Genomic DNA, 13,460 nt, shown 5'->3' with positions numbered 1-13,460 from the left:
GTTGCTGATAGGTATATTATACCATGAAGCGCGTGGTTTATAAGATTATGGCCTCACAAAAGCCCCCAGATTCGTTTCTAAGGGCTTGTAGTTTGTCCGTGGTGCTTTAGTTGTCCAGTACGAAACCAAGCGAAATAGGGGGCGAATATGAAGCCTACGCCTACATTTGCCAACATTTACGCTTCTAATTCTTGTAGTAAGGTTAAATCTAAACCATCAAGGTCAACATCTATTTCAAAATCCATGTTTAAATCTATCTCCATATCCTCTAATTGGATATTCTCCAGATCAATCAAAAAATCTTCAATCATGTCATCCCCCTCACTTAAATCTTAACATTTCTCAACAAAACACCACAAACGCCTACTTATATGCTTCTAGCTCTCCGTTCTGGTGGATTCTCGCAAAGTTTAAGACGGCTATCTGTTTGTATCGGTGGTAGCTAGTGGAGCTAGTACCTGCCATTTCTACGCATTCGCTCATTGTTTTCTTTCTCATGTAGCAATAATGGATAATGAAGTATTTTCTGGCTCTCTCGTTCTCTATGCTGTTGATGTCGTGGGCGAATATCTCCAACCCCTCACGTATTGCTTTTTCATGCTCACCGCTCAAATTCCACTGATCAGGTAAGACAAGTTTCCAAGCCTCTTCATCTATCGTAACTTGGTTTTCACTTCCTGCCATCCTCTGGAAACGTAGAAAGTAAGTCATCCGCTCTCTGACGTTCATCATCGTTTTAAACTTATCCAGCTCCATTAGTTCGCTCCTTTGTGATATAATATTATTGAGATTATAGCTGAGGCGGAGCGCCTTGGCTTTTTTTGCTATTTCTCTATGTTCGCTCTAGCTTCAAATGTTTTCCCGTGAGAAAAAATGTACAATGACGGTGTGAAGCTCATAGAAGCGCGTGGGGAGGGAGATAGCCCCCGTATCTCCTTATGGTTTGATAAGCAATTAAGGGATGTTTTTATCTCTCTTATTTCCTTGTCATTCTGCAAGCAATTAAGGCAAGTTATTTCTTTGCTTATCTGCTTATCGTTTTATAAGCAACAAATCCAAAATAACAGACTTTTAAACTGCTCTTATCTCCTTATCATTTGGTAGGAAAATAAGGGGAGTTATTTTAGTTCTTATTCCCCTGTAATTTTGTAAGGAGAAAATCCAAATTAAGGAAGCTAATAAGTCTCCTTATCTCCTTACAGTTTTTCAGGGAGCAAAATCAAAATAAGCGATGTTATTTCCTGTCCTATTCCCTTACCGTTTGACAAGGAGAAAAACGAAAATAAGGAGCTTTTAAATTTGTCTTAACTCCCTATCGTTTTGTAAGCAATTAAGAAGGGTTATTGTCATCCTTATCTGCTTGTCATTCTGCAAGGAGTAGATCCGAAATAAGAGGGCTAAAAACTTCGCTTATCTGCTTGTCGTTTCTCAGGGAGTTAAGGAGGGTTATTATTGCTCTTATCTGCTTGATAAATGATAGGGGGATATAGCCACTTTCTCGGCGTTCGCTCGGAGTTCAACACACATAACCCTGCCATTTGTCAGTCATATTTACTGCCACTACCTAAGAAAAATCTCACCTTTTCTAACCCTCGGTAAACCTCTCTATCTTGTGGTTCTATCACTAGAAAAAAAGCCCTGTACCTTTGTAAAACCTTAGTATTTTTAAATACACAACCTTATACTAATCTTATACTTTTTATATATGCTACCTCACCAAAACCTCACCCTTTTTTGGAACGCTCTGCTTACTTAAATCCTTGATATATCTAGCTTTTTTTAACATTCAAACCGTCTAATATGTAGTATTTGTTCGTTTTGTAAATTGCACACTACTTCATATTGTCTCACAATCTCGAACCATTCAGCCAAAATCTATCCCCTTTTTCAATATACTTCAAAAACTTCTTATAGTGCTTATGATACCTGTCACGCTTCATATACCTTGGTCTTTCAGGGAAACCATCAAACATATATCTACCACGTCTAGGACTCCACCCTGGTTCTACCTTTCTGGCTTCTTTTAGTGCAAGCTCCCAGTAGTATTGGCAATCCGTTTTGCTACGGTTCAGGGTACTCTTGTGGATATCTAGACAAGTACCGCAACTAAAATATAAATACCGTTTATAAAGCAACCTGCACCGTCTACCACAATCAGGGCAAAGAAAGAAATATCGATTACCTCCCTTAGTTCCTGCTATTCTGTCTAATTCAAATGACTCTACACCAAAATCAATCATTAAATTATCCAAATCAATCTCTAAACGTTTACCGTCCAACTCTGCTATACCCTTAGATATTCCTCTCAGCTTCATTGGTTTAGTGATTGTTTCTATTGCTAACTGCTTCATTATTTCCCCCTATATGGAAAAACCCAAAACTATTGACTTGATAGCAAAAAGGGGATTGCTCCCCTGTGTCCTACTTCAAATGCTCTGTATAACCAGCAAGGCCTTTATATTCGCCCTCTACGTCCAACTTTTGGAGTAGGCTAATACTTTCATCGCCCAGCTTTTCCAACGTACCAAAAGCGGTCATAGAGTCCATAGGGATAGGCTTATCAGAAAGCAAGCGATCAGCATAGTCTAATAGTTCTAGCTCGTAGTCTGTTACTTTCTCCAGCAAACTCTCAAAATCCTCTGACTCTTTGAGTTGAAGCACGCGCTCCCGTTTATAACGTTCCTCAAATGCTTCAGCCTCTTCTGGTTGTTTGTGGTAGTCTTTAAAGCTATCACAAATACGCTTGAAAGTCTTGTTTAGCTTGTGATCTTCCACATACTCAGCGACAAGCGTTCCCTTATCCTTGTAGGTCAATGAGATTACAGGCTGGCAATATGTTCCAGTCATATATCCCAGTAGCGCGTGACCTGCTACTTGAGCGGTCGCCTGATCACAAAAATAGTAAGTGAAAGTGAATGTTTTTGCTTTATCTGAAAATGTTTTTAATGTCATGTTGTTTTTCCTCTTTCTGTTTTAAGGGTGTCACTAGTAGTTACACCATTGCAAGGGGGTCGGTACTATCTACCCCATTTTGTTATCTGTATAATACTAGCAAACCAGCAATCGCACCCATACCATCACTATCTCCTACGGTTGCGGTTGAATGTTTTACATCAATTACCTGCACGGTCGCCATAAAATCATTTACTTCCTGTTCAAAATTTTCTAGTGATTGTTGCCATTTGTAATAAAAAAATAGTTTAATTTTCATGTTTTTTACTCCTTTTGTACTCCTTTTGTACTTAATTGATTTTTCTGTCCCCTTTTTTATACGCTTCTTACAAATTTTATACACTTGTTTTTAAAAGTGTATAAAAAATAAAGTCAGTAATGCCAAGGTTTTTGCTATTGTTTTATACACTTTATACGCTTTATACATTAAAATAAAAACATATATAGGGATAATAGGGACCCCATTTTTAAAACATAATATAAGGAAATTTTTTTATTTCCGTGTTTTTCGTATAAAGTGTATAAAACCCTTGATATGACAACGTTTTTAAGTGTATAAAATTTTTGCCCTACTGTGTAAAGTGTATAAAATTCTTATTTTCTTTTCCTTCTCTTTTTGTACTCTGGCCAATGGTTGTAATACCCGCGTTCATTCTTTGGCTTTTTCTGCTTTTCGGGTGTTGCCCTACCATTAGCATAGGCTACGCTTGCAAACGGCGGTAGGTCTTCTTTAGGATAAAAACCTTTATGGATCTGTTGCCCTGCAGGGATAACCTTCTGGCCAACTGCGAAACCTTCAGGCAGGTTGCTTTTGATTTCTCGATGTAAGCCCATTTCTGACCTGTTTTCTTTAATACCATAGTATTCTAGGAAACCTTTCCAAACGTGATAGACAAAACTATTAGGAATAAACTCACTTGTCAATTCATCAGTAAAAAACTTAGAAACAAAATCAATAACGGGGTTCATGTCCTTATGGTGTTCTTCAAGTATTTCAATAGACTTCGTAGGGTTAATGTCAGCGATTGGTGTTTCAATAGCCAACTTAACCAGGTACTCCAGCACTTCTTTGCGGTTAATGTAATCGTCTTTGATAGCCTTGTTAGGATTACCTTTGAATATTTTGGTAAAAGGTAAAATTCTAAATCGCCTATCAATAGCTGATTTATCCCCGTTCATTCTTGGTAAACCATTAGAAGATTGTACTACCGTCATATTAAGGCGTATGCTATAAGGGCGTTTCCCTTTGTCCTCTATGGTCATTATGTCGCCTGTTGCTAAGCTAAACATATCTGAAGTGTCTCTAATTACTGCGTCCTTTTGTACATCATCACCGATTACAAGCGACTTTCCCAATAATATAGACGTTGAAAATTGACTTTTTGTTAAACCAGTGATCTTCAAACTTGCCACATTTTCCATACCAACTAGGTTTATAAGTAACTGCTGAAAAGTTCCTTTTCCTGTTCCACCTTCACCGAAAAGCCAAAAGATTTTTTGCAAAGACTGCCCTGTGACGCTTGCTTTTATAATCTGGATAGCAAGGTTATAAAGCTCCTTGTCACCGTCAAACAACTCTAAAAGCCAAGCTGTCGGCTTCCAGCCGTTAATTATAGGCTCTTCTGCTCCAGGGCTATAACCTGTTTTTATCTTTCTTGTTGCTGTAATCTCTGGTGTCGTTTCTTCAAAAATGCCTGTCTTAGCATTGTATAGCTGTTTCCCAATTACAGTATAATTGCCTTGGATTTCCCTCATTTGGCTCTGTCTAGCTATTTTATAAAGCGTGTCAAATGCCTGTTTTTCCGTTGCGTTTGGATAAATGACAGAAATAAGATCTTGCAAAAATTCATTATCCTCTAACCAGATACCAAAATCAGGATTATAGAAATATAATGGGGCTTTTTGCCCTTGTGCCTCTGGCTTAATTCTAATAAATCGGACGTACTTTTTTAACATAATAGCAACTCCCAGCGGATTAGTTGGTAAGGCCTTACTGCTCTTTTCCTCGCCTTTCTGCTGGGCTAGTTCTTCATGCTGGGCCTCGGTCAACCTGCCTGCCTTTACATTTTCAAGGTGTTTGCTGTCTGCCATAACTTCTTCATAAGCTTGCTGATAAGCCTTGTCCTTGATTTCTTGACACTCTTTGATAAGCTGTCCCCTAACACCTTTGAAAGTCTTAAAGTGCTTATCTTCGCTTTCACGCGCCTCTAAGATTTCACTTTCTAGGTTTCCTAATTCTTCTAGTTCTATGGTTCTATCCTCTCTTTCTATATTCAGCCCGTGCTATACTGCTAAAAGTGCGGTCTAGCTCTTCAATAGGCAATGGTTCAACTGTCACGCTATTAGCTATCTTTGTCAGCTCGTAGGCGGTCTCTAGGTCGCAATCAACCCACTTATTAAAGAGTAAACCTACAAAGCGTGTCAGTGCTACGTTGCGCCCTCCCTCATCTCCAAAGCCATTAAAAAGCGTGTCAATAATTCTCATGGTCATTGACCTCTGGCCACTTGCTCTAGGCTTGTAACGCTCCGTAGTTTCTTGCTTCGCTCTTGGTTCAACCTTGGGGACTGGATAATCTAGGCCATGCTCCACAACCTTTTGATAACTTGCTGGGTCACCTGTTGTTACTGGTAGCCCTTGGAGTTGTGACCAGGTTAGACTGACCATGTCAAAGGGTAGCCCAATCTTGTCCGCTATCTCCTTAACTACCTGCTTATAGGTTGCCTCATTCATCACGTTGTTAGGCTTCACTACAAGGCGAAAACGGGGCTTTTCTAAGCTATGTTTGATAGTCGGGTATAAGATATAGGAGTAGCCAAATAAAGCGCTAGAAACAGCCTTTATAAAGCCCTCAGACGTCCCCTGTATATCGTCATAATCAAGGAAAATCAAATCCCGATAGATTAGACTGGAGTTGTTTCGCTTGTAACTGCCATGCTTTTCTGGTGTCACTTTGCCACTTATACAGTAAGGCGCTTGTGTACGTTTAAATTCTTCAATGTTTGCCCCTTCAGGGACTACCAAAGGCTTAAAGCGTTCAATGTACTGGAACGGCTCAATTTTATCAAATGGATAGACAAGATTACCCTGAAAGCCTCTAGCCTCGTAAATCGTCATATCAGCTCCCTTTCCGACGTTTCTTCCTCAGTTTCTTCAGTTGTTTCCGTTCTTTGAGTTGCTTCAACTTTGGGCGTCTGACCTTGGTTTTATCTTCCTTGGCTAACTTCATACCAGCATAAGCTGGCTCTGTCATGTATCTACCCATTTTCTACCCCCAGAAACTTCCAGATGTCAGTTATTTTATAGTAAACCTTTCTTGTATCTTCAAGCGGTGGATGGTATCGTCTTAGCCCTGCTTTTTCCCATTTTTGGAGTGTCATATATTTTATATCTAACTCGTCCATGACTTCCTGGGCTGATATTAAGCCTGTCAGTCGTGGTTTGAGTCTATCACGCGCTTCATGGTATCTTTCCACTACCTCCAGAATGCCATGCACTAGGTCTTGCTCACTTTCTCGGCTTAGGCTAAACATATCCGCCCACCTCCTTCAAGGTTTCTTTGTAGCTTTCTAGGTCGCTGTTCATCAACACCGCTAGGCGCTTTTCTTCTTCTCGTATCTGATTGTAAAATGTTTTTGCTCCGTCCAGTAGCTCCTCTTTGTTAGCTGGGATAAAATATCCTCTAAATGTCCCATGGCGAACCCCAACAATAGGAACGCTATGGCGCGTGATTAGACGGCTGATAATATCTTGCACGGTTCTTTCTGCTAGCTTAGTGATCAGGCTGATTTCTGCCCCTGTTATGGAGTTCTCAGCCCCTACCTTGATTAGTCTTAATACTCGTTTGTCATTCTCTGATAGACTCATTCAGTTCCTCCTCTCCTTTGCTTTTATTCACAAAGGTTATTTGTCCGCTCACTACCCCTTGCAAAATATCTTTTTGAGTTTCTATGATTGTATCCAAGGTTTTCAAAATAGCTGTCTTAGTCTCTAAATCAAACGCTTGTTTTGTCAACAAGCCCATAGTTACAGCTAACTTTGTTGCATTGTCCATACACGTAGCTAGAAAAATATCTTTAGTAAAATAAGGTTCATCTGGTATTTTTTCACTATCAAGGTATATCTTCACTATGTAACTCATTTCATCCCTCCGTAAACTCTTACCCCTGCAAGCTGGATATATCGCCCATAATCAGGGTTTAAATCCTCGCTAGGTGTTTCTATCGTCTGTTGGTTTTCTCGCTCAAATTGGGCGCTTTTTTTGCGGTCTCGGTGGTTTAAATAAAGCAATAAGCCAATCAATACCACCATAAAGATTACCGCCTGTGTATTGGTCAAATCTAATTCATTCATGTCATGCCCTCGCTTTGTAATTCTTGATATAGTCCACTTGATCAGTTCGCTCCATCTTCAAAAACTCATCTACCTCTTTGGGTGTTACCTTTCTATCTAAAAAATCAGCAATAAACTGAAAGACGCTGGGGCGTTCTGCCTTGATTTCAGCCATTACTTCATCAAATTCTGCTTGTGTCATGTTGTTTAAGTCTAGTGTCATTGCATTGCCTCCTCAAACTTCTCTATAAGACAACTTTTATTTACTCTCTGAGTTCCATTTTTAGAGTTAAAAAGAATATCTTTAAAGGTTACAGTAGCCCCTAAATACTCCTTCTCAACATGCTCTATATACGCCTGTTGCTCTGCTTCGTTCTCAAAAAAGTGCATAGCTTGGCGTTTAAAGAATGCTTGTCGCATAGCGTCCATCTCAAAAATACCAGGGTGGAAAAACATTCCCGTAGTGCTTTTAGAAACTGCCTCGATTTTATGGCTGTCATTCAATTCAGGAAGTTCAATCCAAAGCAAGCGGTGTAAATTTTCTTTGACAGCTTTTAATTGTGCTGATAAGAGTCCTATTCTGAAAAAATCATTGTTTTCGTCTGCTTGGTGTAATTCCATACTAATTCTATCCAAGCTTTTAGCGATAATATCGTATGTTGTTTCTGTCATGTTTTTTACCTATGTTTCTATGTTGTGTAATTGCTCTGATGGCTTTTTAATGCTTTTTACTATCCAGGATATCCTCACACTCAAAGTTGGGCGATGGCGAGTGTGGGGGGGGGGAATGGTTGTTTCTTATACAGTTTTTCTTGCAATGAAGTTCCTCACGCTCAGAAGTTTGCCGACCGAGAGCGTGGGGCTTTTTGAGTTGTTTCTTATAAACGATATCTTCACGCTCAGAGTCGCCAAATTGAAAGCGTGAGAAAGTACAGTTTTAAGAGTTGGCGCTCTCCGTATGGTCAAATTGCCCTAAATATGCTATAATCTAGGTATAAATCTTTACTAAAACCTCTTTGATAATAGCTTGCCTGCTTTTTGTTAAATTCGTTTTAGTGTTAGTGTGAAAGGCTCTGCGGTGTGGTTATTGCTAAGCCTTTTTTTGTTGCTCTCATGCGCTTCTTTGGCGTGTTTTTTTATTTCTGAATACCATAGCCTTGATTTCCTGATAACTCATATTCAAGCCAATCATGGCTATTACCATGTCCTCAAATGCCTGGTATTGCTCCAGCTCGTCACTTGTCAAGCTATCAATGCCATTATAGCCCCCACGTTCTTCCCTTAACTGCTTAGCGTTCCTGTCAGTTACTGCTTTTAGTAGCAGGTTGTTCATGGTGCTATGCGCGTGCTTGGGTGCATTAGTCCATGTTTCTATACTGTCATGCAGTGTTTTTCTTTTTGGCTTTTCTAGCGCCCTCTGCATACGAAACTTAGAAAGCTCCTCACGCATTTCAAAGAATGCTTTGACTAGGTTGGTTTTGAAGTTGGCCACTTGCTCGGTGTTCTTTAAGAATGTAACTAACAAGGTCGCTTGTTGTTCGTTCAAAATATAGTCCTTGGTATTCTGGCCACTTTCCATAGCTTGGATTTTAAATCCAACCTTTCCGAACTGTTCAAATCTTGCTTGATGTTTGCGGATCGTCTTGGTGATTGTGTGATGTTGCAATCCCGTGCATTCTGCCACAATACTGCTCAGTGTATACGGCTCTTTTTTACCGTCCATATAGACTAATTCCATTGTGGTTCTACCTCCTGCATGAATTTGGTTAACTTGCTTGTCAGACGGCTCTTCTCGTCCATATTTTGAGCCTCTGCAATGGCTTTGGCTAGTGTATCGATATAATACCGCTCTGCCTCTACCAACGTGTTAGGGGCTTTTATAGTGGTCTGTGGTTCTTCCACCAATTCCCCAGCCATGTAGTAGCCGTTTAGTCGGATTTCTTTCAGAATGTGCTTGATTACTTTTTTAAACTCTTTGGCTTTTGGTTTGGTTGACCTCATAAGCACCTCATAGAGTCCATGCTCAGTTAAAAACCAAACTTGTTGACCACTACGGAAAGTTTCCGTAGTACCGTCCAAAGGCGTCCCTTTTACTTTTTCATCTTCATCTACTTTTCTTAGCATTGATTGCACATCATAATATCCTTGTGATGTTTTGCTGTAGTCAATCATCTCAGCAATCGCCCTAGCTAAAAATAGCGGTTCTTGTTCACTGCCGTAGATGTCCAATGGTTGACCGTGAATAATAGTAGTAGTGACAACCTGCAATAGTTGCCCTTGGTCTGTTGTCTCTTCAAAAATACTTACTTGTGTTGTCATGTCTTGCTTAACCTCTCTGTATAACTTGTTTAGCCTTTTTCTGCTTTCCTTGTTGGGCTTATGCTTGCCCTGTGCCCACTTGCCAACTGTTCGGGGGTCTATGCCTATTCGTTGGCCAATAGCTACCAAGTTCAACCCGTGAGTGGTTCGCATTTCATCGATGACCCTTGTATAGTTCCTCTTCATTGCTTGCCTGCCTTTCTAGCTATAAAATAGTTCATCTATGGTTATATCTGATTTGATTTCTGCAACCATTGACTTAATCGCTAGACGTTCCTTGTCGTTAAATGGCGTTTTACCTAATTCTTTGTTGTTGTACGACTGCAAAGAAATTTTTAGATTGTCCGCCATTTGTTGCTGAGTTAATCCTAACATAACTCGATAGCCTCGTAGTTTGCTCATAGGTTTCCCCCTTTCTAAAAAATCCCCCTCCATGAATAGATTGAAAGTGTGAAAGGTTGGAGGGGCTGTGCACATTTTTAATGTGCTTGATTTGTATGATACACAATATTTTTTCTATTGTCAACTGTTTTTTTAATTTTTGCACAAAAAAAATGTACTTTTTCTAAGATATAGTATATAATCTTCTGTGAAAGGTGTGATAAAGCATGAATAGATTGAAAGAATTAAGACAAGAAAAAAAGCTATCTCAAAAAGAGTTAGCTGAAAATATTGGGGTTCATTATCGGACTCTTCAAAATTGGGAAAACGGAGAAAGCCAAATAAAACCAGAAAAAGCCCAGCAACTAGCTGACTACTTCGGGGTAAGCGTTGGATATCTGTTGGGGTATAGTGAGTATAGAGAATTAGAAAAAGCATTGGATAAAACAATTTTTTCAAACTATCCTGATGTTGAAACATTCCTCACTCAAGAGATAAAAGAGCTAATCGGAGAAAGAACAAAAGATTTTTATGAGTATATTGATAAACAATTTTATGAAAGCTATAAAAATACTGCCGTACCTCCCGAAATAGTTGTAAAGCACCGTGAAGACTTTTATAGCTCGTTTCTATTTCTCCCTGCTAGATTACAAAAATTTATAGCTTTATGGAGCATACTAACAGAAACTGAACAAGAAAATATAGGTAAAACTATTGAATTATTAGCTATGAGAGGAAGATAAAAATCCCCCATATTCGCCAATAGCAACCCCATCCCATGGTCTATTGTGCAAAAACGGTGGAAATTAAAGAATAGAAAGCCAATTTTACAGACTAAAGCGCAAAAAACGGCAAAATTGCAAAATAGCAACAAAAAAAGGTAAGTCAATACCCTTACCTTTAATCAAGACTAATATAATCAACCTAATTGAACCAGATGGTGCTGATGTTAACTCTCTATACACTATAGAGGACGCACCCTATAAGATGATTACAACATCATTATACCACTCTTGCATTTAAAATACGACCTATAGCATACCCACGCGCCACAATGTTCAACAATCCTGAAGCGCGTGGATTCTCGTGGTTCGCTCAAACTTCAAGCCTATATAAGCCCCATATCTACTAATTTTTTTGATGTCAACAAATGTCAACCACTTACAATGTTTTAGAAAGGACTACCATGGTTAAAATCAACGCAAACGGTAAAGAAATCACTTTACTAGCCAATAATACTGATTATGTTAGCTTGACAGATATAGCTAAATATAAAAATAGCGAAGATCCTAGAATAGTTATTTCAAACTGGCTTAGTAGTTATGCTACTATAGACTTTTTAGCAACTTGGGAAAGTATTAATAACCCAAATTTTAACCGTATGGAATTCCATACGGTTAGAAATGAACCTGGTAGGCTTGTAATGACTTCTAAACAATGGATAGAAAGAATGAACGCCATCGGTATCACTTCAAAAGCTGGACGCTATGGTGGAACATATGCCCACTCAGACATAGCCTTTGAGTTTGCTTCTTGGATTTCCCCAGAGTTCAAACTCTACATCATTCAAGACTATCAACGGCTTAAACAAGAAGAGGCCTATAGAAATCAGTTAGATTGGCAAGTGAACCGCTATATTTCAAAACTCAATTACACAATACAAACTGATGCAATTAAAGAAAATATTGTCCCAACACTACAGCCGTCTCAAATATCATACGCTTACTCCTCTGAAGCTGACTTGGTTAATGTTGCCTTGTTCGGTATGACTGCCAAAGAATACAAGAAAGCTTTCCCAGAAAAAGACGGTAATCAGCGAGATAATGCCACTATTGAACAGTTATTAGTTCTTAATAATTTACAAAGTCTTAACGCTGAAATGATAAAACAAGGGCTATCACAAAGCAACCGCCTAACTGAACTCAATAGAATCGCCAAAGAACAGTTAGAGGTACTTTACAAAAACAATCAAAAAGCTCTGGACAATCTAAAGCGCCTAGCCGATAAATAGCCCCATATCCGCCTTGTTTCTTATTCTGGTACAATTTGCCGTCTGACTAATTAAAATCGAATACAGGGCAATCTATGAAGCCCTAGCATGATATAAACCACAATCTAAAACCTTTTTAATAATAGCTTGCCTGCTGATGTATTTTAGAAAGGTTTATCATCATGAAAATAACTGAAGTTATAAAAAAAGACGGTAGCAGAGTCTATCGTGCTAATGTATATCTAGGAATTGACCAAGTAACAGGAAAGAAAGTTAAAACTAAGGTAACAGGGCGGACACAAAAGGAAGTTAAGCAGAAAGCCAATCAAGAAAAAATAGCTTTTCAAAAAGCAGGATCTACTAGACAAAAGGCTAGCACCATAAAAAACTATCAAGAATTAGCCAATCTCTGGTTAGAAAGTTATAAGAATACGGTTAAGCCAAACACTCAAGGCAATGTTAGAAAGTTAATTGATAATCATATATTGCCCATTTTCGGGGCTTACAAGCTGGATAAGCTCACTACTCCACTTATCCAGTCCATTATCAACAAACTTGCTGACAAGACTAATAGAGGGGAAAAAGGGGCTTTTCTACATTATGACAAGATACACGCTTTAAACAAACGTATCTTACAGTATGGCGTAACCATGCAAGCGATACCGTCCAATCCTGCGCGTGATGTTGTTTTACCTCGTAACACTCAGAAAGCAAAGCGGAAAAAAGTAAAGCACTTTGAAAATAAAGAACTAAAAAAATTTCTTGGTTATCTCGATAATTTAGATAGCGATAGATATCGTTATTACTATGAGACAACGCTCTATAAGTTCCTATTGGCTACTGGTTGCCGTATCAATGAAGCTTTAGCTCTTTCCTGGTCTGATATAGATTTAGATAATGCCGTTGTGCATATTACCAAAACACTAAATCGGGATCTAGAAATCAATAGCCCAAAATCTAAGGCTAGTTATCGGGATATAGATATAGATCAAGCGACTGTTAGCATGCTGAAACAATACAAGCTACGCCAAACTAAAGAGGCTTGGAAGATAGGACAACGTGAAAGCGTGGTATTTTCTGATTTCATTCATGAGTATCCTAGCAGTTCAAAACTTAAAAGAAGATTGCAAACACATTTTAAGCGTGCTGATGTTCCTAACATTGGCTTTCATGGATTCCGTCACACTCACGCTAGTCTCTTGCTTAACTCTGGAATACCATACAAGGAACTCCAGTACCGCCTAGGTCATTCCACTTTATCAATGACCATGGATATATATAGCCACCTCTCAAAAGAGAACGCAAAAAAAGCAGTATCATTCTACGAAACTGCACTAAAAGCACTATAGGGGGAGCAAAAAGGGGAGCAAATTCAAAAATCAACATTTCAAGACAAAGTAAAAATCCAATAGGTAACTTCTAAAACTAACTTCCAGTTTCCCCCAACCTAGCCTTCAGTATGAGAAAAACGCGTGAAATCAGTAGAAA

Annotated in this window: 20 protein-coding genes; 3 read left to right on the top strand and 17 right to left on the bottom strand. The window is 38.9% G+C overall.

The window, feature by feature from the left end:
• Positions 1–176 precede the first annotated feature (176 nt).
• The 17 genes from N8L33_RS04685 to N8L33_RS04605 all read right to left on the bottom strand — a co-directional run bounded on the left by N8L33_RS04685 (position 177) and on the right by N8L33_RS04605 (position 10,003).
• Positions 177–311 carry a hypothetical protein gene (locus N8L33_RS04685; RefSeq protein ID WP_257994393.1) on the bottom strand — a complete coding sequence of 45 codons (135 nt, stop codon included), beginning with the start codon at positions 309–311 and terminating at the stop codon, positions 177–179.
• Between the two features lie 52 nt (positions 312–363).
• On the bottom strand, positions 364–756 hold the full coding sequence (locus N8L33_RS04680; RefSeq protein ID WP_261058708.1) for an ArpU family phage packaging/lysis transcriptional regulator: 393 nt from the start codon (positions 754–756) through the stop codon (positions 364–366).
• Between the two features lie 1,091 nt (positions 757–1,847).
• Positions 1,848–2,351 carry a hypothetical protein gene (locus N8L33_RS04675; RefSeq protein WP_173304405.1) on the bottom strand — a complete coding sequence of 168 codons (504 nt, stop codon included), beginning with the start codon at positions 2,349–2,351 and terminating at the stop codon, positions 1,848–1,850.
• A gap of 70 nt (positions 2,352–2,421) precedes the next feature.
• The gene (locus N8L33_RS04670; RefSeq protein ID WP_173304407.1) at positions 2,422–2,952 is read right to left on the bottom strand and encodes a hypothetical protein; all 531 of its coding nucleotides are present in this window, start codon (positions 2,950–2,952) and stop codon (positions 2,422–2,424) included.
• Positions 2,953–3,034: 82 nt separating this feature from the next.
• A complete protein-coding gene (locus N8L33_RS04665; RefSeq protein ID WP_000694570.1) occupies positions 3,035–3,211 on the bottom strand; it encodes a hypothetical protein in 177 nt (58 codons plus the stop codon).
• A 335-nt stretch (positions 3,212–3,546) separates the two neighbouring features.
• Positions 3,547–5,043, bottom strand: a complete 1,497-nt coding sequence (locus N8L33_RS04660) for a phage/plasmid primase, P4 family (RefSeq protein ID WP_000785436.1) — start codon at positions 5,041–5,043, stop codon at positions 3,547–3,549.
• 163 nt (positions 5,044–5,206) lie between these two features.
• Entirely contained in the window at positions 5,207–6,067 is an 861-nt protein-coding gene (locus N8L33_RS04655; RefSeq protein ID WP_173304409.1) for a primase alpha helix C-terminal domain-containing protein, read from the bottom strand.
• 1 nt (position 6,068) lies between these two features.
• Entirely contained in the window at positions 6,069–6,215 is a 147-nt protein-coding gene (locus tag N8L33_RS04650; RefSeq protein WP_000534152.1) for a hypothetical protein, read from the bottom strand.
• Complete coding sequence (locus N8L33_RS04645) at positions 6,208–6,483, bottom strand: hypothetical protein (RefSeq protein ID WP_000492148.1); 276 nt, start codon at positions 6,481–6,483, stop codon at positions 6,208–6,210. The genes N8L33_RS04650 and N8L33_RS04645 overlap by 8 nt, the downstream gene beginning before the upstream one ends.
• Positions 6,476–6,817, bottom strand: a complete 342-nt coding sequence (locus N8L33_RS04640) for a hypothetical protein (RefSeq protein ID WP_000058833.1) — start codon at positions 6,815–6,817, stop codon at positions 6,476–6,478. The genes N8L33_RS04645 and N8L33_RS04640 overlap by 8 nt, the downstream gene beginning before the upstream one ends.
• Complete coding sequence (locus N8L33_RS04635; RefSeq protein ID WP_173304411.1) at positions 6,798–7,091, bottom strand: hypothetical protein; 294 nt, start codon at positions 7,089–7,091, stop codon at positions 6,798–6,800. Before N8L33_RS04635 ends, N8L33_RS04640 begins: the two co-directional genes overlap by 20 nt.
• The gene (locus N8L33_RS04630; RefSeq protein WP_138703084.1) at positions 7,088–7,303 is read right to left on the bottom strand and encodes a hypothetical protein; all 216 of its coding nucleotides are present in this window, start codon (positions 7,301–7,303) and stop codon (positions 7,088–7,090) included. The genes N8L33_RS04635 and N8L33_RS04630 overlap by 4 nt, the downstream gene beginning before the upstream one ends.
• A gap of 1 nt (position 7,304) precedes the next feature.
• Positions 7,305–7,505, bottom strand: coding sequence for a hypothetical protein (locus N8L33_RS04625; RefSeq protein ID WP_261058675.1), 201 nt, complete (start codon positions 7,503–7,505; stop codon positions 7,305–7,307).
• Entirely contained in the window at positions 7,502–7,954 is a 453-nt protein-coding gene (locus tag N8L33_RS04620) for a hypothetical protein (protein ID WP_261058668.1), read from the bottom strand. Before N8L33_RS04620 ends, N8L33_RS04625 begins: the two co-directional genes overlap by 4 nt.
• A 439-nt stretch (positions 7,955–8,393) precedes the next feature.
• Complete coding sequence (locus tag N8L33_RS04615; RefSeq protein WP_261058666.1) at positions 8,394–9,020, bottom strand: Rha family transcriptional regulator; 627 nt, start codon at positions 9,018–9,020, stop codon at positions 8,394–8,396.
• Positions 9,011–9,787 (bottom strand): BRO family protein, encoded by a 777-nt coding sequence (locus tag N8L33_RS04610; protein WP_261058664.1) that lies wholly within the window; start codon positions 9,785–9,787, stop codon positions 9,011–9,013. Before N8L33_RS04610 ends, N8L33_RS04615 begins: the two co-directional genes overlap by 10 nt.
• Positions 9,788–9,802: 15 nt before the next feature.
• Complete coding sequence (locus N8L33_RS04605; RefSeq protein ID WP_000040971.1) at positions 9,803–10,003, bottom strand: helix-turn-helix transcriptional regulator; 201 nt, start codon at positions 10,001–10,003, stop codon at positions 9,803–9,805.
• 206 nt (positions 10,004–10,209) lie between these two features.
• Here N8L33_RS04605 and N8L33_RS04600 point away from each other — a divergent pair, with 206 nt between their 5' ends.
• The 3 genes from N8L33_RS04600 (at position 10,210) to N8L33_RS04590 (ending at position 13,321) form a co-directional block, all read left to right on the top strand.
• Positions 10,210–10,725, top strand: coding sequence for a helix-turn-helix domain-containing protein (locus N8L33_RS04600; protein WP_004255065.1), 516 nt, complete (start codon positions 10,210–10,212; stop codon positions 10,723–10,725).
• Between the two features lie 443 nt (positions 10,726–11,168).
• Positions 11,169–11,993 carry a KilA-N domain-containing protein gene (locus N8L33_RS04595; protein WP_138705661.1) on the top strand — a complete coding sequence of 275 codons (825 nt, stop codon included), beginning with the start codon at positions 11,169–11,171 and terminating at the stop codon, positions 11,991–11,993.
• Positions 11,994–12,154: 161 nt separating this feature from the next.
• Positions 12,155–13,321, top strand: coding sequence for a tyrosine-type recombinase/integrase (locus N8L33_RS04590; protein ID WP_261058657.1), 1,167 nt, complete (start codon positions 12,155–12,157; stop codon positions 13,319–13,321).
• The last annotated feature ends 139 nt before the right edge of the window (positions 13,322–13,460 follow it).

The organism is Streptococcus mitis, assembly GCF_946188695.1.
In the GTDB taxonomy this organism is placed as follows: Bacteria; Bacillota; Bacilli; order Lactobacillales; family Streptococcaceae; genus Streptococcus; species Streptococcus mitis_DF.
The sequence above is the reverse complement of the archived record's forward strand: the minus strand, read 5'-3'. Positions and strand labels throughout refer to the sequence as shown.